The 23,475-nt window shown below is 47.0% G+C and carries 13 protein-coding genes, 3 rRNA genes and 1 pseudogene; 14 read left to right on the plus strand and 3 right to left on the minus strand.

Annotated elements, in window-relative coordinates; genetic code table 11:
- Nucleotides 1-5 precede the first annotated feature (5 nt).
- The 5 genes and pseudogenes from AC5YBX_RS00925 to AC5YBX_RS00945 form a co-directional block, all read left to right on the plus strand.
- Nucleotides 6-761 (plus strand): annotated as a pseudogene (locus tag AC5YBX_RS00925) (IS3 family transposase); the annotation flags it as partial.
- 759 nt (nucleotides 762-1,520) lie between these two features.
- Nucleotides 1,521-3,067, plus strand: a 16S ribosomal RNA gene (locus AC5YBX_RS00930).
- Nucleotides 3,068-3,428: 361 nt separating this feature from the next.
- Nucleotides 3,429-6,322: ribosomal RNA gene (locus tag AC5YBX_RS00935) — 23S ribosomal RNA — on the plus strand.
- Nucleotides 6,323-6,426: 104 nt separating this feature from the next.
- A 5S ribosomal RNA gene (rrf, locus tag AC5YBX_RS00940) occupies nucleotides 6,427-6,542 on the plus strand.
- The 16S, 23S and 5S rRNA genes sit together here, the layout of an rRNA operon.
- A gap of 869 nt (nucleotides 6,543-7,411) precedes the next feature.
- A complete protein-coding gene (locus AC5YBX_RS00945; protein ID WP_494520341.1) occupies nucleotides 7,412-8,683 on the plus strand; it encodes a CinA family nicotinamide mononucleotide deamidase-related protein in 1,272 nt (423 codons plus the stop codon).
- A 16-nt stretch (nucleotides 8,684-8,699) separates the two neighbouring features.
- Here the strand turns inward: AC5YBX_RS00945 and AC5YBX_RS00950 are convergent, their stop codons facing one another.
- Nucleotides 8,700-9,242, minus strand: a complete 543-nt coding sequence (locus tag AC5YBX_RS00950; RefSeq protein ID WP_494520340.1) for a YceB family lipoprotein — start codon at nucleotides 9,240-9,242, stop codon at nucleotides 8,700-8,702.
- On the minus strand, nucleotides 9,242-11,878 hold the full coding sequence (gene ppc, locus AC5YBX_RS00955; protein WP_494520339.1) for a phosphoenolpyruvate carboxylase: 2,637 nt from the start codon (nucleotides 11,876-11,878) through the stop codon (nucleotides 9,242-9,244). The genes AC5YBX_RS00950 and ppc overlap by 1 nt, the downstream gene beginning before the upstream one ends.
- A gap of 517 nt (nucleotides 11,879-12,395) precedes the next feature.
- Here ppc and argC point away from each other — a divergent pair.
- The 5 genes from argC (at nucleotide 12,396) to argH (ending at nucleotide 17,859) form a co-directional block, all read left to right on the plus strand.
- Complete coding sequence (gene argC, locus AC5YBX_RS00960) at nucleotides 12,396-13,379, plus strand: N-acetyl-gamma-glutamyl-phosphate reductase (RefSeq protein ID WP_494520338.1); 984 nt, start codon at nucleotides 12,396-12,398, stop codon at nucleotides 13,377-13,379.
- Nucleotides 13,380-13,401: 22 nt separating this feature from the next.
- Nucleotides 13,402-14,187: an acetylglutamate kinase gene (argB, locus tag AC5YBX_RS00965; protein WP_110458996.1), complete on the plus strand. Its 786-nt coding sequence runs from the start codon at nucleotides 13,402-13,404 to the stop codon at nucleotides 14,185-14,187.
- A gap of 47 nt (nucleotides 14,188-14,234) precedes the next feature.
- A complete protein-coding gene (locus AC5YBX_RS00970; RefSeq protein WP_494520337.1) occupies nucleotides 14,235-15,140 on the plus strand; it encodes an ornithine carbamoyltransferase in 906 nt (301 codons plus the stop codon).
- Between the two features lie 64 nt (nucleotides 15,141-15,204).
- Nucleotides 15,205-16,422: an argininosuccinate synthase gene (locus tag AC5YBX_RS00975; protein ID WP_494524221.1), complete on the plus strand. Its 1,218-nt coding sequence runs from the start codon at nucleotides 15,205-15,207 to the stop codon at nucleotides 16,420-16,422.
- A gap of 72 nt (nucleotides 16,423-16,494) precedes the next feature.
- Complete coding sequence (argH, locus tag AC5YBX_RS00980; RefSeq protein WP_494520335.1) at nucleotides 16,495-17,859, plus strand: argininosuccinate lyase; 1,365 nt, start codon at nucleotides 16,495-16,497, stop codon at nucleotides 17,857-17,859.
- A gap of 103 nt (nucleotides 17,860-17,962) precedes the next feature.
- On the opposite strand, the gene AC5YBX_RS00985 is transcribed toward argH, so the two are convergent.
- Nucleotides 17,963-20,512, minus strand: a complete 2,550-nt coding sequence (locus AC5YBX_RS00985; RefSeq protein ID WP_494524222.1) for a penicillin-binding protein 1A — start codon at nucleotides 20,510-20,512, stop codon at nucleotides 17,963-17,965.
- Nucleotides 20,513-20,697: 185 nt separating this feature from the next.
- On the opposite strand from AC5YBX_RS00985, the gene AC5YBX_RS00990 reads away from it, so the two are divergent.
- Genes AC5YBX_RS00990 through AC5YBX_RS01005 form a run of 4 tightly spaced genes read left to right on the plus strand, consistent with a single transcriptional unit; the run spans nucleotide 20,698 to nucleotide 23,475 of the window.
- Nucleotides 20,698-21,777 (plus strand): pilus assembly protein PilM, encoded by a 1,080-nt coding sequence (locus tag AC5YBX_RS00990; protein WP_494520333.1) that lies wholly within the window; start codon nucleotides 20,698-20,700, stop codon nucleotides 21,775-21,777.
- A complete protein-coding gene (locus tag AC5YBX_RS00995; RefSeq protein ID WP_494520332.1) occupies nucleotides 21,765-22,343 on the plus strand; it encodes a PilN domain-containing protein in 579 nt (192 codons plus the stop codon). The genes AC5YBX_RS00990 and AC5YBX_RS00995 overlap by 13 nt, the downstream gene beginning before the upstream one ends.
- On the plus strand, nucleotides 22,340-22,960 hold the full coding sequence (locus tag AC5YBX_RS01000) for a type IV pilus inner membrane component PilO (protein WP_494520331.1): 621 nt from the start codon (nucleotides 22,340-22,342) through the stop codon (nucleotides 22,958-22,960). The genes AC5YBX_RS00995 and AC5YBX_RS01000 overlap by 4 nt, the downstream gene beginning before the upstream one ends.
- Entirely contained in the window at nucleotides 22,960-23,475 is a 516-nt protein-coding gene (locus tag AC5YBX_RS01005; RefSeq protein ID WP_494520330.1) for a pilus assembly protein PilP, read from the plus strand. The genes AC5YBX_RS01000 and AC5YBX_RS01005 overlap by 1 nt, the downstream gene beginning before the upstream one ends.

Raw genomic sequence — 23,475 nt, forward strand, 5'->3', positions numbered from 1 at the left:
ACAGCGGCGTACTTTGCAAGTCACCCAGAGTAAGGTACGCCTTTATTCAAGAGCGTCACCACTACCACTCTCTACGGCAACGGTGTCAGTTGTTTGAGCTTCATTATTCTGGCGGGTATTGCGTTGACCTAAGTCAGGCTAAAGTGAAGCGACAACGTGATGCAGCGAGCATAACTGCGAGTACAGTTGGATATCGTAAGTCTAGAGTTCGTGGTGGTGAGAAACACGTGGTGATACCAAATCGTTTAGAGCTGCGATTTAATCCGTTACCCAACAAAGCTTGGGTAACGGATATCACCTATATCAAAACAAATGAAGCTTGGCTCTATCTTGGAGCGGTGATGGATTTGTTTTCTCGCCGCATTATTGGTTGGCCAATGGGCAGCCGAATAACTAAAGAGCTTGCATTAGATGCGCTATTAATGGCGTGTGGCGATGTAAATCTGAAGGTAAAGTGTTAGTGCACTCAGATCAAGGAAGTCATTACACCTGCCATGCTTGGAACGCGTTTTTGAGTGCTCATGGTTTGCAAGGAAGCATGAGCCGTCGAGGCAAATTGCCATGATAACGCGGTGGTGGAGAGTTTCCTTCAATTGCTAAAACAAGATCGGATCAAGCGGAAACTCTATGCGACAAGAGAAGCCGCGAAGATGAATGTTTTTAATTATATTAAGATGTTTTATAACTCCAAAGGATACTATCTATCTAGTAATTGGCTATCATCGTTAGAGTATGAGCGTAAGTATTTTAATGAAGCTAAATTATTGCCAGATACAATATGCAATGATGTAGGAGGATGTTGTCAGGCTATGGCTATCCTACTAGCACTTTGTTACCTCGTGAAGCAGTGATAAGTTTGATTGGTTTATGCGTTAGGTTGTTGTTTTGTGGGTAAGTCTGTGCATAACCAGTGTGGTCTATGTGCTTAAGTGAGGTATAAAAACTAATTGCTTTTTTAGTGAAAAAAGCCCTTGCGCCCATCCGAGAACTGCCTATAATGCGCATCCACTGACACGGCACAGCAGGCCACTTCCCGAATCGAAAGCTTAGGTAGTACGGGACTTGCAGCTAAGTCAGCCTCTCTTTTAACAAAGAGAGGCGAGTTGAACTCTTCGGAGATTAACTCAGGTGATAAGCGCTTTTAAGGGCTTCGATTGATGACTTCTGTTTAAGAAATCATCGCTTGGAAAGCTTCTTAAAATAAGCACTTGACGCCAACAACGGGACGTGTAAAATACGCATCCCTAAGCCAACGACCTAGCGTCAACGGCGGCTAAATGAAAGATTGATTCTCTCATGCTAGCAACGCTCTTTAACAAGATGAAACAAGAAATCTGTGTGGACACTCACAGGTGTTGAGTTAATCGAAATTGCCTAACCTTCGGGTTGGCAATCAAAGAATTAAATCAATGTAACGATGAGTGTTCATAGCAATATGTACAAACGTTTTTAAGATTCTTCCGAGTCTTTTAAACGGAATCAGAATTCATTGAGCCGAATCGCAAGATTCAACAAAACTTTAATTGAAGAGTTTGATCATGGCTCAGATTGAACGCTGGCGGCAGGCCTAACACATGCAAGTCGAGCGGTAACAGGAAGAAAGCTTGCTTTCTTTGCTGACGAGCGGCGGACGGGTGAGTAATGCCTAGGGAACTGCCCAGTCGAGGGGGATAACAGTTGGAAACGACTGCTAATACCGCATACGCCCTACGGGGGAAAAGAGGGGACCTTCGGGCCTTCTGCGATTGGATGTACCTAGGTGGGATTAGCTAGTTGGTGAGGTAATGGCTCACCAAGGCGACGATCCCTAGCTGTTCTGAGAGGATGATCAGCCACACTGGGACTGAGACACGGCCCAGACTCCTACGGGAGGCAGCAGTGGGGAATATTGCACAATGGGCGCAAGCCTGATGCAGCCATGCCGCGTGTGTGAAGAAGGCCTTCGGGTTGTAAAGCACTTTCAGCGAGGAGGAAAGCTTAAACGTTAATAGCGTTTAGGTGTGACGTTACTCGCAGAAGAAGGACCGGCTAACTTCGTGCCAGCAGCCGCGGTAATACGAGGGGTCCAAGCGTTAATCGGAATTACTGGGCGTAAAGCGTACGCAGGCGGTTTGTTAAGCGAGATGTGAAAGCCCCGGGCTCAACCTGGGAATTGCATTTCGAACTGGCAGACTAGAGTCTTGTAGAGGGGGGTAGAATTTCAGGTGTAGCGGTGAAATGCGTAGAGATCTGAAGGAATACCGGTGGCGAAGGCGGCCCCCTGGACAAAGACTGACGCTCAGGTACGAAAGCGTGGGGAGCAAACAGGATTAGATACCCTGGTAGTCCACGCCGTAAACGATGTCTACTCGGAATTTGGTGTCTTGAACACTGGGTTCCCAAGCTAACGCATTAAGTAGACCGCCTGGGGAGTACGGCCGCAAGGTTAAAACTCAAATGAATTGACGGGGGCCCGCACAAGCGGTGGAGCATGTGGTTTAATTCGATGCAACGCGAAGAACCTTACCTACTCTTGACATCCAGAGAATTCGCTAGAGATAGCTTAGTGCCTTCGGGAACTCTGAGACAGGTGCTGCATGGCTGTCGTCAGCTCGTGTTGTGAAATGTTGGGTTAAGTCCCGCAACGAGCGCAACCCTTATCCTTATTTGCCAGCACGTAATGGTGGGAACTTTAGGGAGACTGCCGGTGATAAACCGGAGGAAGGTGGGGACGACGTCAAGTCATCATGGCCCTTACGAGTAGGGCTACACACGTGCTACAATGGCAAGTACAGAGGGTTGCAAAGCCGCGAGGTGGAGCTAATCTCACAAAGCTTGTCGTAGTCCGGATTGGAGTCTGCAACTCGACTCCATGAAGTCGGAATCGCTAGTAATCGTGGATCAGAATGCCACGGTGAATACGTTCCCGGGCCTTGTACACACCGCCCGTCACACCATGGGAGTGGGCTGCACCAGAAGTAGATAGCTTAACCTTTCGGGGAGGGCGTTTACCACGGTGTGGTTCATGACTGGGGTGAAGTCGTAACAAGGTAGCCCTAGGGGAACCTGGGGCTGGATCACCTCCTTACCTATACGACTAACTTAATGTTTGTTGAGTGTTCACACAGATAACTTGTTCTTGTTAGAGCAGGTGGCACGTCTTAACGGCGATGCTTGTTCTTTAAAAATTTGGAAAGCTGATAGTGTTAATGTGAAAGGGATAGTGACGTACTTGTACGTGATTGTTTGTAGCATTGACGCGAAAATTAAAATTGAGTTCTCAAACACTTAAATCAAGTGCCGAATCATTACCTTTAGTTAGGATGATGATTCATGAGTATTCTTTTGGCGAAAGTAAACACCATTAGTTGCGATACAGCCATCAAGCTTACCCGCTTGATAGGATGTGTTTTGTAAACATTAGTTTGTGAAACTCATTTGGGTTGTATGGTTAAGTGACTAAGCGTATACGGTGGATGCCTTGGCAGTCAGAGGCGATGAAGGACGTAGTAACTTGCGAAAAGCGTTGGCGAGCTAGTAACAAGCATTTGAGCTAACGATGTCCGAATGGGGAAACCCACATGCATAAGCATGTATCACAACATGAATACATAGTGTTGTGAGGCGAACCCGGGGAACTGAAACATCTAAGTACCCGGAGGAAAAGAAATCAACCGAGATTCCCCTAGTAGCGGCGAGCGAACGGGGATTAGCCCTTAAGCGTAGAGGGTGTTAGTGGAATGTGTTGGAAAGCACAGCGGCACAGGGTGATAGCCCCGTACATGAAAACTAACTTTACGTGAAAACGAGTAGGACGGGACACGTGACATCTTGTCTGAACATGGGGGGACCATCCTCCAAGGCTAAATACTCCTGACTGACCGATAGTGAACCAGTACCGTGAGGGAAAGGCGAAAAGAACCCCTGTGAGGGGAGTGAAATAGAACCTGAAACCGTATACGTACAAGCAGTGGGAGCGGTTCTTGAGACCGTGACTGCGTACCTTTTGTATAATGGGTCAGCGACTTACATTTTGTAGCGAGGTTAAGCGAATAGCGGAGCCGTAGGGAAACCGAGTGTTAACTGCGCGTTTAGTTGCAAGGTGTAGACCCGAAACCCGGTGATCTAGCCATGGGCAGGTTGAAGGTTGAGTAACATCAACTGGAGGACCGAACACACGTATGTTGAAAAATGCGGTGATGACTTGTGGCTGGGGGTGAAAGGCCAATCAAACCGGGAGATATCTGGTTCTCCTCGAAAGCTATTTAGGTAGCGCCTCGAGCGAATACCATTGGGGGTAGAGCACTGTTAAGGCTAGGGGGTCATCCCGACTTACCAACCCTTTGCAAACTCCGAATACCAATGAGTACTACTCGGGAGACACACGGCGGGTGCTAACGTCCGTCGTGAAAAGGGAAACAACCCAGACCATCAGCTAAGGTCCCAAAGTTATTGCTAAGTGGGAAACGATGTGGGAAGGCTTAGACAGCTAGGATGTTGGCTTAGAAGCAGCCATCATTTAAAGAAAGCGTAATAGCTCACTAGTCGAGTCGGCCTGCGCGGAAGATTTAACGGGGCTAAGCAATACACCGAAGCTATGGGTACTAGCGCTTGCGCTAGTGCGGTAGAGGAGCGTTCTGTAAGCCGTTGAAGGTGAAGGGGTAACCCACGCTGGAGGTATCAGAAGTGCGAATGCTGACATGAGTAACGATAAAGGGGGTGAAAAACCCCCTCGCCGAAAGACCAAGGGTTCCTGTCCAATGTTAATCAGGGCAGGGTGAGTCGACCCCTAAGGCGAGGCCGAAAGGCGTAGTCGATGGGAAACAGGTTAATATTCCTGTACTTCTGCTAACTGCGATGGAGAGACGGAGAAGGCTAGGCTAGCGCGGCGTTGGTTGTCCGCGTTTAAGGCTGTAGGTGGTGCACTTAGGCAAATCCGGGTGCACATACACTGAGAGTTGACGACGAGGTTCTACGGAACTGAAGTAGTTGATGCCATGCTTCCAGGAAAATCTTCTAAGCTTCAGGTTAGCAGGAATCGTACCCCAAACCGACACAGGTGGTTGGGTAGAGAATACCAAGGCGCTTGAGAGAACTCGGCTGAAGGAACTAGGCAAAATGGTACCGTAACTTCGGGAGAAGGTACGCTCCTGTTGGTGATGAGACTTGCTCTCTAAGCTGACGGGAGTCGCAGATACCAGGTGGCTGCAACTGTTTATCAAAAACACAGCACTGTGCAAACTCGCAAGAGGAAGTATACGGTGTGACGCCTGCCCGGTGCCGGAAGGTTAATTGATTGGGTTATCTTCGGAGAAGCTCATGATCGAAGCCCCGGTAAACGGCGGCCGTAACTATAACGGTCCTAAGGTAGCGAAATTCCTTGTCGGGTAAGTTCCGACCTGCACGAATGGCGTAATGATGGCCACGCTGTCTCCAGCCGAGACTCAGTGAAGTTGAAATTGCGGTGAAGATGCCGTATACCCGCGGCTAGACGGAAAGACCCCGTGAACCTTTACTATAGCTTGGCACTGAACATTGACCCTACATGTGTAGGATAGGTGGGAGACTTTGAAGCAGGAACGCCAGTTCTTGTGGAGTCAACCTTGAAATACCACCCTTGTAGTGTTGATGTTCTAACTCTGGCCCCTGAATCGGGGTTGAGGACAGTGCCTGGTGGGTAGTTTGACTGGGGCGGTCTCCTCCCAAAGAGTAACGGAGGAGCACGAAGGTTGGCTAAGTACGGTCGGACATCGTACGGTTAGTGCAATGGCATAAGCCAGCTTAACTGCGAGACATACACGTCGAGCAGGTGCGAAAGCAGGTCATAGTGATCCGGTGGTTCTGAATGGAAGGGCCATCGCTCAACGGATAAAAGGTACTCCGGGGATAACAGGCTGATACCGCCCAAGAGTTCATATCGACGGCGGTGTTTGGCACCTCGATGTCGGCTCATCACATCCTGGGGCTGAAGTCGGTCCCAAGGGTATGGCTGTTCGCCATTTAAAGTGGTACGCGAGCTGGGTTCAGAACGTCGTGAGACAGTTCGGTCCCTATCTGCCGTGGGCGTTGGATGATTGAAGGGAGCTGCTCCTAGTACGAGAGGACCGGAGTGGACGAACCGCTGGTGTTCGGGTTGTCATGCCAATGGCATTGCCCGGTAGCTACGTTCGGAATCGATAACCGCTGAAAGCATCTAAGCGGGAAGCGAGCCCTAAGATGAGTCATCCCTAGGACTTTAAGTCCTCTAAAGGGCCGTAGGAGACTACTACGTTGATAGGCAAGGTGTGTAAGCGTTGTGAGGCGTTGAGCTAACTTGTACTAATGACCCGTGAGGCTTAACCATACAACCCAAAAGGGTTTCTAACTAAGTGAATACTTAGCGAAAGAATACCGACACTTGATTTAGTGTACTCAAATTTAAAACAGCTTTCTAAATTTCCAAATTTGTCTGGAAACCATAGCATTGTGGTACCACCTGATCCCATCCCGAACTCAGAAGTGAAACGCAATCGCGCCGATGGTAGTGTGGGGTCTCCCCATGTGAGAGTAGGTCATTTCCAGGCGCCTAATACGATAAAGCCCGTTGCTAATGCAACGGGCTTTTTTCGTTTTAGCCTGGAGCTAACCACTCGAACATGGGGAAATAAATAGTCCGAACGTAGTGAGGCTCAAACCCACCATGTGATAGTAGGGCGAATATCGCGTAAGCGATGTGTATATGAGCGCGAAGCTTTAGCGTAGCTGACCATGACAGACGCCTAATAAAGCAAAAAGAATCACTCCGATGTCGGTTGATAAATGCCCTATACCATATCGACACTTCCACCATCCTTGGCGATCGACCGCCGCTGAGCGGACTCCTCAGCACTCTGTGTGGGGGATTTTTCGTTTAATCGCTGTTGAAATTATTACTCGAACATGGAGGATAGTGAGACATCTGCAGTTATCAAACAAAACTTGATACTGGCTTGGTAGTCAATTATTCCTGCTATTTCCTACATCTATATAGGTCTGCGCCAATGGTATTGTGTGGGCAAGCTCGAAGTAGAGCATCACAGACCCATTTTTGATTCCACTTTAAAAAAAGTGAAGACAAAAAAGAGTTCTCGAAAGCTCGAAAGGAAAGATAGTCTATAAAGCCCGTTGCTAACGCAGCGGGCTTTTTTGTATTTGGGCTTACCTTGTCTGTTTCTAGTAACTATGTTGCTTGTTATATTCATATAGAAGCGTGAAAAGCACAATACAGCCCAAGGCTGCCAACACCGTGTGTGAAGTGGTATAACTGCGCCCTGGGATTTTTGACGCCGAAGAGTCAACGCATTAATGTCGATACTACCTAGAGGAACTGTCTATTGGTCGAAAATACTATTGCTATTGAATCTTGTGTTGCCTACCTTATGGCAAGATAAGTACGTGGTCTCAAGGGATAGATATGAAAATAGAGATGATTTGCACTGGTGAAGAGGTGCTTTCAGGACAGATTGTAGATACCAATGCCGCGTGGGCAGCCAATGCATTGATGGATCACGGCATAGAGATGCAACAACGTGTCACCGTTGGCGATAGATTGGATGATTTGGTACAGGTCTTTCAAGAAAGAAGCCAACACGCTGATATTATTTTGGTTAATGGTGGCTTAGGGCCGACCAGTGACGATCTATCTTCGTTAGCGATGGCCAATGCTAAAGGTGAACCATTGGTTGAGTGTGCAGAGTGGCGTGCTCGCCTTGAAGAGTGGTTCACTCGAAATGGTCGTCAAATGCCGCCAAGTAACCTTAAGCAGGCGCTGCTACCTGAGTCGGCAATCATGGTTGATAACCCAGTGGGCACGGCTTGTGGTTTTAGGGTAAAGCTCAATCGAGCTTGGTTATTCTTTACTCCGGGCGTGCCATTTGAATTTAAACGTATGGTTGAAGAGCAATTTATTCCATTTGTTAAGCAACAGAGCGACGTCCATGCCGAAGTTGAAGTTTATAAATTATTAACTATTGGTAGTGGTGAATCCGTGTTGGCCAATCAGCTTGAGGAGTTAAGCTTACCTGAAGGGCTGACTTTAGGTTATCGCTCGTTTATGCCGTATATCGAAATTAAATTATTTGCTCGTGGGGCCGAGGCGATTGCACAATTACCTGAGGTGGTTGCTGTTATAAAGCAGCAACTCGGTGAGTGTGTGGTGGCGGATAATAGTGATTCATTAGCTAAGGTCGTGCATCAGTTGCTCCTTGAGCAAGCAAGCAGTTTGAGCGTAGCTGAGTCTTGTACTGGGGGCATGATGGCCAGTAATCTTGTGGCTTTTGCTGGGAGTTCTGGTTATTTACATCAAGGATTAGTCACTTACAGTAACGAGTCTAAGATAAAGGTGCTCGGGGTCAAATCGACCACACTCGATGAGCATGGGGCCGTCTCAATCGCAACAGTCACTGAGATGGCGCAAGGTGTGCGAGGTCTTTTAAACAGTGATTATGCTTTGGCAACTAGCGGCATTGCTGGCCCTGATGGGGGGACAGAGCAAAAGCCAGTTGGTACTGTCGCTATCGCACTGGCCACGGAAAGTGGCACCTATAGTCAAATGCTCAAGTTTCCGGGACGATCTAGGGAGCTAGTACGCGCCCTAAGTACTGCGGTAGCTTTCGATATGTTACGACGCGCACTGTTACAGCAAGCGGTGATCGTGGATTATGGTTATTACCACAGAGTCGAATAGTGATTAAGGTATATTTTTAATCTTTAAAAATCAGTTTTAATTTACCCGGAGTGACCTCAATTCGTTTGGTCATTTCGGCAATTAATGCCTGATTGCTTTGTTGGGTATCGAGTACATAAACGGGTTGAGTCTCAAGAAAGTGGGTTAAAAACCCCATCAGTTGCGGCGCTATTGGTGCGATAGCTGTTTCGATATCTTTAGGCGTTGAGGCGACTTCAACCAAACGCAGTTGGCGTAGATACACACTGTGGGTGTTGGCGTCATACCAAGGCTTGGCTTCAAATTGTGTAGTTAACTTTGCCATGAGTGGCATCAAGGGGTTACGTACCTTAACTGTACTACTGGCAGTAATGGCCATGATGTCAGGTTTATGCCCTAACTTCACAGCCACATCATTAACGCGCATTTCAATGCCAAACAGGGTATTACCCTGCTTGGTGTCGAAATGTATAGCATCATTAAGATAGTTGCTGAGTTGTTTTTCGCTGATGCTGTATTGACTGGCGCACCCAGTCAATAGCAGCAAAATACTCAGCATCGCTATGCGTAAAAGGTTCATCAACCGGTATTTCTCATGCCTGCTGCAACGCCTGCAATGGTGAGCATTAGGGCTAATTCGACATTGCTTGATGCGGCCTCATCTTTGCGAGTTCGGGCCAGTAGCTCTGCCTGTAAAAAGTTTAGGGGATCGATATAAGGGTTACGAAGCTCAACCGATTCTCGATTCCATGGGGTATGTGACATCAAGGTTTCTGCTTGAGTCAGCGCTAACACCGCCTTTATACCCGTGGCCATTCTGCTGCGTAACTCCTCACCAAGATGGTGCAACTCTTTGGGTACTAAGCAGGTTTCGTAATATTTAGCTAGATTAGGTTCGGCCTTGGCATACACCATCTCTAACATAGAAATACGAGTTTCAAAAAATGGCCATTGCTGCTCCATCTCTTGCAGTAGTGCTAGCTCGCCGCGATCGGCTGCCGCTTGTAAGGCTTCACCTGCGCCTAACCACGCTGGCAGCATAAGGCGGTTCTGTGACCAAGCAAAGATCCATGGGATCGCCCTAAGGCTCTCAATTCCACCATCGACCCGGCGTTTGGCCGGACGACTTCCTAAGGGTAGCTTACCCAGTTCTACCTCGGGGGTTGCTGCACGGAAGTAGGCGACAAAGTCAGGTTCGTCTCTGACTATCCTACGATAGGCTTTAACCGAATCGGCTGCTAGCCGCTCCATAGCATCACGCCACTCAGGCTTAGGCTCTGGCGGTGGTAAGAGCGTCGCTTCCATAACGGCCGAGGTGTAGAGTGCCAAGCTTTGTACCGCTAATTTTGGGAGGCCAAATTTAAAGCGGATCATCTCACCTTGTTCTGTTACGCGGATGCGTCCATCTACTGAGCCAGGCGGTTGGGATAAGATCGCTTTGTGTGCCGGTCCGCCCCCACGGCCAATGGTGCCGCCACGACCATGGAACAAAGTGAGTTTAATATCGGCTCGTTTACATATTTGTACTAGCTGCTCTTGAGCGCGGTATTGTGCCCAAGCTGCTGCCATAACCCCGGCATCTTTGGCTGAATCTGAGTAACCTATCATCACCTCTTGGCTACCTTTACAGTAGCCACGATACCAGTCGATATTAAATAGCGCTGACATGCAGCTTGAGGCATTGTTGAGATCATCTAAGGTTTCAAACAATGGCACCACACGCATGGGATGCGGACAGCCGGCTTCTTTTAGCAATAACAGTACGGCTAGCACGTCCGAGGGTTGACTGGCCATGGAGATCACATAGGAACCAAGCGCTTTAGCTGACTGATTGGCGACCAATCTAACGGTGCTTAAGACCTCTGCCACATCATCACTGGGTTGCCAATTATGCGGGATGAGTGGGCGCTTACCCGTAAGTTCTCTAAGCAAGAAGGCTTGTTTTTCGTGTTCATCCCAGTGGTGGTAATCCCCTAAGCCTAAGTAGCGGGTAAGTTCGGCAATGGCATCGCTATGGCGCTGGGCATCTTGGCGAATATCGAGTCTTAGCATGTGGATGCCAAAACAAGCGATACGGCGCAGCATGTCGAGCAATAAGCCGTTAGCAATCAGGCTCATGCCTGACTCTGTGAGGCTGTTGTACAGCAAAGTAAGCGGCTGCTTTAGATCATCTTCATGCCAAATGAGGGTGCTTAAGTCCACTTCGGGAGAGTGACCCTCGAGTCGCAAGTTTAGGTAATCTATGGTATCGCGTAATTTTTGTCTTAAGTCTCGCAGCACATCACGGTAAGGCTCATGACTATGGTTAGTGAGTGCTGACAGCTCTGCGTTCGCCTCTTCCATTGACAGTTCATTGACCAGAAGCACCACATCTTTAAGGTAGAGTCTTGCCGCCGTATGACGGTTACGATCTAAGACTTCTTGGGTAATTTTGGCGGTAACAAAGGGGTTGCCATCACGGTCACCTCCCATCCAACTAGAGAAGCGCACTGGGGCGATATTGGTGGGCAGCTGTTTGCCGGTGCGCTCTTCAACTTGTTCATTGAGTTGACGTAAAAAGTCTGGAATGGCCTGCCACAATGACGCTTCAATAGTGCTCAATCCCCAGCGCGCCTCATCGACGGGTGTTGGGCGTTCATGGCGGATCTCATTGGTATGCCAGATTTGCGCGATCAGTTGGCGTAATCTAAGGTGGTTCTGCTTTTTTTCGCGGTCGGTGAGCTGTGGGTTTTCTAAGGCTGCGAGAATATCGACGACTGCCGAGTATTTTTGGATCAGCGTGCGTCGAGAAATTTCAGTTGGATGGGCTGTCAGTACCAAATCGATATCGAGTGTTTGTAAGCACTCGAGCATTTTGTCTTGATCAACTCGTCCATTAAGCATCCGCCCCAGCAACTGCTCTACAGGATCGGGCACGCAGACTAATTCGTCGCAATTTCTACTGATGGTGTGAAACTGCTCGGCAATATTGGCAAGGTTTAAAAATTGATTAAAGGCTTTGGCAAATGGCACTAACTCATCATCGGGAAGGGCGGCTAATAGCGTCAGCATCTGCTCTCTTGCCGCATCATCTCCTTGGCGTGAACTTTTAGCCAAGTGCCTAATCTGTTCAATTTTATCTAAAAATGGCTCATCCAAGTGGGTGCGAATGGTATCGCCTAAGATCTGACCTAAAGTCCCTACATTGGATCGTAATGATGCGTACATATCAGCCATAAATGCTCCATACCTCTAAGTTAATCATTCACAATACCCAGCCAATTAGGCTGCGGTCAAGATAGCACATCTGGATATTACAAACTTATGTGCTGCACATCACTGCTTAACGACTCTTAAATTGCATTGTTATTGCATTATCACTTCTGTTTTGGGATTGCTGCGGGCTTTATGGCGGCAGCCTAGTTATCGGCTACTATCCTAGGGCTGGGCTGAGTATCAAGTAGCCAAAAAAGCATCAGTTATGACGTTTTTTCGCAAAAACCATCACAAATATATATTCACAAGTATTGCATAAATAATTTCTCGTGATAATCTATCCAACAGCTAAGGCAAGAGCCTTTATTTACAGCGTATTATTGAGACGATAAATGAAGATTTCATACTTAAAAACAGATTATAAGGTTAGCTACACAAACTTCCTGCGACGATAAACTTGTCATGTTGGTATCTCTACCAGGGCTTAAGTTGTGCCCCTCTTTTTCCTTTATGGTTAATTAATAAGAAGTCTATAAGTATGAAAAACATCGCTATAATTGGCGCCAGTGGATACACAGGTGCACAAATAACTGCATTAATTCAGGCCGATAAAGAGTTACAGATACAAGGTCTGTATGTGTCTGAAAACAGTCTCGATAAGGGCAAAGCCCTGGCCGATTTGTATCCTGTATATTGCCATATCACCTTACCGCTATTGCCGCTTTCTGAAGCTGCTAAGCAGACAATAATTACTGAGGCCGATGCCGTTGTGTTGGCGACTGATCATGGTGTCAGTTTGCATCTTGCTGCTTACTTTTATGCTCAAGGATTAACGGTGTTTGACTTAAGTGGTGCTTATCGGTTTGCCGATATGCAGCAATACCCTAAATGGTATGGCTTTGAACATGAATATCCAGAGGTGCTTGCTAACGCGGTTTATGGGTTGGCTGAATGGAATCATGCAGCAATTGCAAACAGTAAAATGATTGCTGTACCAGGCTGTTACCCTACCGCATCGTTGACAGCCCTAAAGCCATTAGCCTCATTACTAGGTGAAAGCCTGCCGGTGATCAATGCGGTTAGCGGAGTAACCGGCGCCGGGAGAAAGGCGCAGCTGCACACCAGCTTTTGCGAAGTAAGCCTCACCCCTTATGGTGTGTTAGGGCATAGACATCAACCAGAAATTGCCATTCAGTTAGGCAAAGAGGTTATCTTCACGCCGCATCTTGGTAACTTTAAGCGTGGGATTTTAGCCACGATTACTGTGCAGCTTAAAGCCGGGGTGACTGAAGCCGATATAGCTAACGCGTATAGCGTCTACAATGAATGCCCACTGGTTCATGTATATCAACATCAATTTCCTAAGGTCGATGATGTCGTGCTGACGCCCAACTGTTTATTAGGCTGGAAATTCGATGCCCAAACGGGGTACCTCGTAGTGGCGAGTGCAATCGATAATTTGATGAAAGGGGCAGCTAGCCAAGCTCATCAATGCATAAAGATTCACTTTAATTATTCATAATCAAATTCACGAGAGAATAGCCATGATATCTTCACAGCAACCTTTAGTACTTAAAGTCGGTGGCGCGCTATTACAGTGCGAAATGGGAATGGCTCGCTTAATGACCACAGCAGCCAATATTATCAAGACAGGACAAGCTGTCATTATGGTGCACGGTGGTGGTTGTTTGGTGGATGAGCAATTGGCCGCCAATGGCATGCAAACCGTTAAGCTTGACGGTTTACGGGTTACGCCAGCTGAGCAGGTACCGATAGTCGTGGGGGCGTTAGCAGGGACATCTAACAAGATATTACAGGCGGCGGCAGTTAAAGCCGGTGTGACCTGCGTAGGCATGAGCCTAGCCGATGGCGGTATTGTCTCGGCGCAGATAAAGGATGAGCAGCTGGGATTTGTCGGCGAAGTTAGCCCAAAAGATGCGACCTATCTGAATTTTATTTTGGCACAAGGCTGGATGCCCATCGTCAGCTCCATCGCTGTGGATGACTTAGGTCAGCTATTAAATGTCAATGCCGATCAGGCAGCAACTGTCTTAGCTAAATTGGTTAATGGCAAATTAGTTTTACTGTCTGATGTGAGCGGCGTACTTGATGGTAAAGGGCAGCTTATTACCTCTTTGAATAAGGCCGAAGCTGCTGAGTTGACTCGTCAAGGTGTTATCGACAAAGGCATGAAAGTTAAAGTGGAAGCGGCTTTAGAAGTGGCGCAGTGGTTGGGGCAACCCGTGCAGGTTGCTTCATGGCGCGATAGTGCTCAGTTAGCGGCATTGGTGCAAGGTGAAGCCATCGGTACTCAAGTACTGCCGCAATAACCTTAATTGAATATTCGCCAAGGATTTTTATTTTCAGGAGTAGAGTTATGAACCACCTATTATCGATTAAAGAGCTGAGCCAACAAGAGTTGGTGGAATTACTGTCATTGGCTAAAACGATCAAAGCGAATCCTGGTGACTACCGCACCGCATTAGACGGTAAGAGTGTGGTGATGTTATTTGAAAAGCCTTCACTACGCACTCGTGTTAGCTTCGATATCGGTATCAATAAACTCGGTGGTCATAGTGTCTACTTAGATCAACAAAATGGTGCCTTAGGCCAGCGCGAACCCGTGTCAGATTTTGCCGCTAACATCTCTTGCTGGGCCGATGCGATTGTTGCGAGAACCTTTTTACATTCAACCGTTGAGGCGCTTGCCGAGCACGGTACAGTACCTGTAATTAATGCCTTATCGGATATGTATCACCCTTGTCAGGGCTTAGCCGATTTCCTCACCTTGGCAGAACAATTTGACGATTTGAGTCAGCTTAAATTGGCTTATGTTGGCGATGGTAACAATGTGACTCACTCCTTGATGTACGGCGCGGCATTATTGGGTGCCACCATGACGGTTATCTGTCCTCAGGGACATTTTCCCGATGGTAAGGTTGTACTCGAAGCGCAAAAAATTGCAGCCGCTCACGGTGGTGAGTTAATGTTAACCACCGATGTTGACAAGATTGCCGGTCACGATGCGATTTATACCGATACTTGGATCTCCATGGGCGACAACACCAGCCTCGATGACATTAACGATAAATTTGGCCCTTATCAGGTTAATAGCACCATGATGCAAAAGGCAGGAGCAAAATATTTTATGCATTGCCTGCCAGCTTACCGCGGCGTAGAGGTAACTGCCGATGTGGTCGATGGCGAAGGATCATTGATTTTACAGCAGGCCGAAAATCGTATGCATGCACAAAATGCCGTATTAGTGACACTATTAAGTTAATTAATTTCCCCTACAACACCGTTGAATGCCTTAGCGTTCATGAATACATCATTAGGAAAGAGTCATGAGTAACGAAACAACAGCAGTAAAAAAAGTGGTATTGGCCTACTCAGGTGGCCTGGATACCTCGGCAATTATCCCTTGGTTAAAAGAGACCTACGATAACTGCGAAATCATCGCTTTCTGTGCCGATGTCGGCCAGGGTGAAGCAGAACTTGAGGGATTGCATGAGAAGGCTATCGCTTCGGGTGCATCAGAGTGCCATATTGTCGATTTAAAAGAAGAGCTGGTGGCCGATTATATCTATCCTACTATCGCCACGGGTGCCATTTATGAAGGGACGTATCTACTGGGTACTTCTATGGCTAGACCGATTATTGCCAAGGCTCAAGTGGAAGTGGCACGTAAAGTTGGCGCCGATGCTTTATGCCATGGCTGTACGGGCAAGGGCAATGATCAAGTGCGTTTCGAAGGCTGTTTCGCGGCACTGGCTCCCGATCTGAAAGTGATTGCACCATGGCGTGAGTGGGAGATGGTGAGCCGGGAAGATCTGCTCGACTACCTTGCCGAGCGAAATATTAAAACCACAGCGTCGGCGACTAAGATTTATAGCCGCGACGCTAATGCTTGGCATATTTCTCACGAAGGTGGTGAACTAGAGGACCCATGGAACGAGCCAAGTAAAGGTGTTTGGACCATGACAGTGGCGCCAGAAGATGCCCCAAATGAAGCCGAATATGTGTCAATTGAAGTGGAAGCTGGCCGAGTCACCAAGGTTAACGGTGAAGCATTATCACCGTATGCGGCGCTCATGACACTTAACACCATTGCCGCGGCACACGGTGTAGGCCGTATCGATATTACCGAAAACCGTTTGGTAGGAATGAAGTCACGTGGTTGTTATGAAACTCCTGGTGGCACTGTGATGTTTGCCGCGCTGCGGGCGATTGAAGAGTTAGTGCTAGATAAGAGTAGCCGTGAATGGCGTGAGCAAGTGGGCGCGCAAATGGCTCATTTGGTTTATGACGGTCGTTGGTTTACGCCGCTGTGTGAATCACTGCTGGGGGCATCGCAGCCGCTGGCAAATCTGGTTAACGGTGAAGTGGTGATTAAGCTCTATAAAGGGCAAGCACAGGCAGTGAAGAAGCGTTCTCCCAATAGCCTATATTCAGAAGCCTTTGCCACCTTTGGTGAAGATGACGTTTATAACCAGAAAGATGCTGAAGGTTTCATTCGTTTATATTCATTAGCTAGCCGCATTAGAGCATTAAACGCTAAGTAATTTAATGAGTTTACCGCTTGCAAGGGGCGAGTTATCGCCCCTGTATTTTTACCGTATTAAGAGGATATCGAGATGGCGTTATGGGGTGGAAGATTTAGCCAAGAGAGCAGTGCACTGTTTAAACTTTTTAACGATTCGTTGCCCGTTGACTATCGCTTGATCGAAGAAGACATTGTTGGCTCAATAGCATGGGCCGATGCTATCGCCTCGGTTGGTATTCTAACTGATGTTGAATGTATTGAACTAAAAAGTGCGCTTAATCAGCTTCTCGATGAAGTTAGCGACAAGCCTGAATTAATTTTGGCCTCAGGAGCGGAAGATATTCACAGTTTCGTCGAGCAATCACTGATTGCCAAGGTCGGCGACTTAGGTAAAAAATTGCATACGGGTCGTTCTCGGAATGATCAGGTGGCCACCGATCTTAAGTTATGGTGTAAAAAAGAGGGGCAAAGCCTATTAGTTTTGCTGGGTAAACTTAGAAGCGCCTTACTGGATTTAGCCGAACGTGAGCTCGATGCTGTTATGCCGGGCTACACCCATCTTCAACGTGCTCAGCCCGTGGCATTTGGTCATTGGTGTTTAGCCTATGTTGAGATGTTCGAGCGTGATATTAGCCGCTTAGAGGATGCGTTAACACGCGCCGATACTTGCCCACTGGGCACTGGTGCACTTGCGGGTACGGCTTATCCTATGGATCGTTACGCGCTGGCGAAATCATTAGGGTTCGCATCACCGACCCTGAACAGTTTAGACACCGTCTCTGATAGAGACCATGTAATTGAATTATGTAGCGATGCGTCGATCAGCATGATGCACTTAAGCCGTATGGCCGAAGACTTAATCTTCTTCAATAGCGGAGAAGCGGGTTTTATCGAGTTAGATGATCAAGTCACTTCTGGCTCATCATTAATGCCGCAAAAGAAAAACCCCGACGCGTTAGAGTTAATACGGGGCAAAACTGGCCGAGTTTACGGTAGCTTAATGGGGATTCTAACCACCATGAAGGCTCTTCCTCTGGCTTACAATAAAGATATGCAAGAGGACAAAGAAGGGCTATTTGATGTGATGGATAGCTGGTCTATTTGTCTGGAGATGGCGGCGTTGGTGTTGTCTGGTTTAAAGGTGAATCGTGAAAATACCCTAAGAGCAGCGCAGCAAGGGTATGCGAACTCGACTGAACTGGCGGATTATCTTGTTGCTAAAGGGATGCCTTTTAGAGAGGCGCACCATGTCGTCGGTGAAGTGGTTGTGGCCGCTATTGCTGAGCAAAAACCGATTGAAGATTTTGCATTATCTAGCTTACAGACCTTTGCCAGCGTGATAGAGCAAGATGTTTATCAATGCCTGACTATCGATTCATGCTTGGCTAAGCGTGAAGCCTTAGGGGGCACTGCATTACCGCAAGTCAAAGCGGCGCTGAGTGCCAAGCAGGCATAAGTGTTATCGTTATCACATTTATGTGAAAAAAAACCTGCCGCGGCAGGTTTTTTTATGGTCAATATTCTGACTTCAATGAGGTGTAGTCGCTCACTCATGTCGCTTATTGGAACAGTTCTTCTACGGCATCATCGATAAAGATGTCATCTTGCTGCTGGGGCTCTGTGGCCGTTTCAGTCGGCTCGGTGCCGCTGATAAAGTATTCAAATGCACTGGTATAGTCAGTTTTACGGCTGAGTTTACCTGTGGCTAAATCAATGCGCGCCGAAACAATCCCCTTGGGTGGTTGCGATGGCTCTTCTGGGGTATTGGCGAGGGCATTTTTCATAAACTCGTTCCAGGCCGGCCCTGCGGTTTTTGCGCCGGCTTCGGCGCCCGATATCTGATCTTTCGCGCCATTAGCATTCCAAGCGGTGCGCCCCAGTTCTTTGCTGTGGTCATCGAAACCAACCCACACCGTGGTGACAAGTTTTGGATTAAATCCACTAAACCAGGTGTCGCGAGATTCGTTGGTGGTACCAGTTTTACCGGCAATATCACGTCGATTAACCACGCGAGCGGCGCGCCAGGCGGTGCCGTTCCAACCCGTGCCTTTGCTCCAATCGCCCCCACCCCAAATAACACTTTTGAGTGCATCGGTAATTAAGAAAGCGGTTTGCTCTGAAATAATGCGCTCGGCATGACGCGCTTCAATAGGGCAACCATTTACGCTTACCGCTTGTGATAATTCATTAGCCGTCTCTGCATTGGTGGCCAGATCTATACCTGTGATCAATGCTGGCTGCGTTTCATTAGGCGCCTCCTCAATTTCGGGAGTACAGGCAAGAGTCGGATTCGACTGCTCAATAGTTTGTTCGTACGCGTTATCAATATGGTCGATATAATAGGGCTCGACGCGATACCCCCCATTAGCGAAGGCCGAAAATGCGGTGACCACCTGCAATGGCGTTACCGAGGGCGAGCCCAATGCTAACGATTCATTTTTGGGCATATCTTCTCTATCGAAACCAAAACGGACTAAGGTATCAATAGTCTCCTCTAAGCCGGCATAACGCATGGCTCTGACAGACATGACGTTAATGGATTGCGCTAGACCTACCCGTAAACGGGTTGGGCCTGTGTATCTGTCGGGGGAATTCTTAGGTCGCCATGCGGTGCCTTGACGGATGTCGGCGTTATTAATGGGCGCGTTATTAATCAAAGTTGCGAGGGTATAGCCTTTTTCTAGCGCGGCAGTATAAATAAACGGCTTAATGTTAGACCCCAGTTGACGTTTAGCTTGGGTCACGCGATTGTATTGGCTGGTGTGGAAACTGTAGCCACCGACTAATGTTTTGATGGCACCATTATGGGGATCAAGAGAGACAATGGCGCTTGCCACCTCGGGGATTTGAGACAACTGCCAGATATCGGCATGGCGGATCCAAATTTGCTCACCGACATTTAATATCTCGCTGGCCACTTTAGGAGCGCGACTTTGACGAGTGTTGCTAATGAACTTACGCGCCCATTTTAATCCCTGCCACTCGAGGGTGATAGTCTGTCCCTCTGCGGTAAGTACTTGGGCATGTTGTTCGGCCACTTCGAGCACGGCAGCGGGTTCTAATCCTTGGAAGCCCTGTGTCTGTTTGAGCTGCTCGATAATGCTTTCGTTTGCTGGTGTAGCAGCGCTCGGCTGCCACAGTACCTTGGTCGCACCGCGGTAACCGTGGCGTTCATCGTAGGCGTAAACATTATTTCTTAAGGCTTGCTGCGCCAGCTGTTGTAGCCTTGAGTCGATCGTGGTGTAAACGTTATAGCCACCAGTATATGCTTCTTCTTCACCATATTTATCAGCTAGATAATCGCGTGCCATTTCAGAAATATAGGGTGCGTATAACTCAACTTCTGCGCCGTGATATTCAGCAGTAATAGGAGCCGCTATCGCCGCTAAGTATTCCTGTTCGGTAATATTATTTTTTTCGAGCATACGGCTAAGTACCCAGTTACGACGATTGATGGCGCGAACGGGATTGCGAATGGGGTTAGCTGCGGATGGCGCCTGTGGCAGACCTGCAATCATGGCCATTTCTGGTAAGGTGAGTTGCGTGAGATCTTTGCCGTAATAGACTTGAGCCGCTGCACCTACGCCATAGGCGCGATTACCTAAAAATGAGCGATTCAGATAGAGGGTGAGGATCTCTTCTTTGTTGAGTGCTTTCTCAATTTTAAGGGCTAAAAAAATCTCTTTAATTTTACGAATATAGGTTTTTTCTCTGGATAAGAAAAACCCCCGGGCAACCTGCTGAGTAATAGTACTTGCCCCTTGACTCTTTTTACCAGTAGTGGCCAAAATAAAGGCAGCGCGAATGATACCGATAGGATCGATCCCTTTGTGTTCAAAGAAACGAGCATCTTCGGTATCGAGCACCGCGTTGATCAGTTGCTGGGGGACCTGTGAGTATTCCACCGGAATGCGGCGCTTTTCACCGAACTGTGAAATTAGCTTGCCATCGGCACTGTAAATGCGCAGCGGAGTTTGTAATTTTACCGTCTTAAGGGTGGTGACATCGGGAAGATCGGGAAGTACATAAAAGTAGGCGGCGGCAATAGCACCTACTCCTAAAAGAGTGAGGCTAAATAGCGCGATAATAATTCGTTTAAACCACTTCACCAGATTATTCCAATAAATAGAGCAGGCACAACAGTATATAAGGCGAGCGGCTATTGGTGAAGCAAAAATGGTTGTCAAAAAAATGGCAATTGTAAAAGTGACAAACATTTTGTACAAATAGCTATAACGAGTTGATTTTGTGCTAATCTAATTGCTGAAATTATAACAAAAAAGTGATGATGGATATGCTTTCAAATTTATGGAAGCGTCAGGCTCCGCAGATGGTGGGTATCGATATTGGTTCTCACGAAATAAAAGCAATCCTGCTGAGTAAGACTGCTGATGGTTATAAAATTTTGAGTCATGTGGCGGTACCTGTCAAAAAGGGAGCGGTAACCGATCATGAAGTACGTGATACCGACGCCGTTTTAGAGTCGCTTAAATTAATCAAGCGCGCATTGCCTAAATCGGTTAAATATGCGGCAGTTGCCGTGTCGGGTTCGGCTGTTATGACCAAAGTTATTTACATGGACGCTTCGCTGAGCGAAGAGGAGATGGAAACTCAAATTGAAATTGAAGCCGATAACTTAATTCCTTATTCACTCGATGAGGTCAGCATCGATTTTGAAACACTCAATGTGAATAGCACCGATCCTTCAAAAGTCGATGTGCTACTCAGCGCATGTCGCACTGAAAATATTGATGCTAGAGTCGATAGTTTGGATGACATTAATCTCGAAGCTAAAGTCGTCGATATTGAAGGTTATGCATTGGGGCGCGCTTTTGAATTAGTTGCGGCACAACTTCCTGACGGTGGTAAAGATAAAGTCGTTGCACTCGTCGATATTGGTGCCAACATGACGACTTTTTCAGTGGTTGAAGGTGGAGAAACTACCTTTATTCGCGAACAAGCATTTGGTGGCGAGCACTTTACCCAATCGATTCTATCTTTTTATGGCATGTCTCATGAGCAGGCTGAAACCGCGAAAGTAGCTGGTTCCCTGCCGCGCAATTATATGTTTGAAGTGTTATCGCCCTTTCAGAACCAGTTGCTGCAACAGATTAAACGTACGCTGCAAATATATTGTACCTCCAGTGGTAAAGATAAAGTCGATTATATTGTTTTATGTGGTGGCACTTCGAAACTTGAAGGAATGGCAAGCTTGCTGACCAATGAATTGGGTGTGCAAAGCATTATTGCCGATCCCTTTTCTGGATGTTTACATGCCGATGAAGAAATAAAAGCTCGCCTGCAGCCAACAATTAATAAATATATGGTTGCGTGTGGTTTAGCGCTTAGGAGTTATTCTGAATGGCGAACATAAACTTACTTCCATGGCGAGAAGAAGCGCGAGAAAAACAAAAGCGTGATTATTTGGGCATATTAGTAGCGGTGTTTATTGCAGCCTCGCTATTGGTTTATGCCGCATTAATGGTCGTGGATATGATGACCGAAGAGCAGCGTGGCAGGAATGCCTATTTGCAATCTGAAATTCAGTTATTAGAAAAGCAGATTGCTGAAATCAAGAAAATTCGCGAGCGCAAAAAAGATATCGAACGTCGCACCGAGATTATTCTTAATTTGCAACAGGCTCGAAATCTACCCACTCACGTGTTAGATGAACTCGTGCGCATTGTTCCCCCCGGAATATACCTATCAAGTATCGAAAAGAAAGGCAGCTTGCTATGGATAGAGGGGCGGAGTGAATCTAATAACAATGTGGCTAATATGATGCGTAAAGTTAAAACATCACTGTGGCTACATGATCCCAATATGCAGTCTATTGTTGCTCAAAATGAAGCGATGCGTCAGTTACAACGATTCAGTTTACGTGTTTCTATTAGTGACGAGAGTGCAGAAAATAGTACTGCCCAAGGAGCCAGCAAATGAAACTCGATCTGAGTGAATTTAACGATCTCGACTTTGAAAATATTGGGGGTTGGCCAACTCAGGTTAAGGTGGTTTTTGCAACGTTATTGGCGATTCTGATTTTTATTGCCAGTTACTTCTTATTTATTTCAGATGCCATTGATACGTTAAACCGGGAACAAGATAAAGAGATCACACTGCGTGATGATTTCAAAGCGAAATATCAACTAGCGGCTAACCTCAAGTTATATCGTGATCAACTTACCGAAATGGAAATTCAGTTTGCAGAATTACTTAAAATGTTACCCTCGCAAAATGAAATGCCAGGACTGTTAGACGATCTGACGTTTGTTGCTACCGATTCAGGTCTGGGGATAGAAAGCCTCGAATGGCAAGAAGAGATCCAGCGTGATTTCTATATTGAATTTCCTATCAGCATGTCGGTCACTGGTGATTATCATGAGATGGGACAGCTAGTGAGTGATGTCGCCAAACTACCTCGCATCGTGAGCTTGCATGACTTTGTGATTAAGCGGAGTGATCAGGGTCTGCTAGCTATGGAGATATTAGCCAAGACCTATCGCTTTAAAGAAGGCGCTCAGTTACCCAAAGATAAAAATGCCAAGGGGGCTAAGTAATGAAACTGCTACCCTGGTTAGTATTAATTATTGCTTTAACAGGTTGTATGGGAGATCGCAGCGATTTAGAGGAGTTTGTTACTACCACTAAGGCGCAGCATGTTGCTTATGTTCCACCATTAAAACAACCGCCGACATTTGAACATTTCGTATATCAAGCTCATTTGATGCGCAGTCCTTTTGTGCCACCATCACGTGAATTAACTGAAGAGGTGATCGATACGACAAAAGATTGCCTTCAACCCGATTTAAAGCGTCGTAAAGGGCGATTAGAAACTTATGCGTTAGATAATTTAAAAATGCGTGGTACGTTAAGTGAAAAGGAAACGATTTGGGCATTAATAGAAACAAACGATGGTAGTGTTTATCGATTAGGTCTCGGTGAGTATTTAGGGTTGTATCACGGACGAATTGCTAAAGTAACACCGCAAACAGTCGAAATAATAGAACTAATTCCAGATGGTTCAGGTTGCTGGGCTGAAAGATTAAGCAACATGGAGCTGACTGGTGAATAA

The organism is Shewanella sp. 492 (assembly GCF_059338445.1).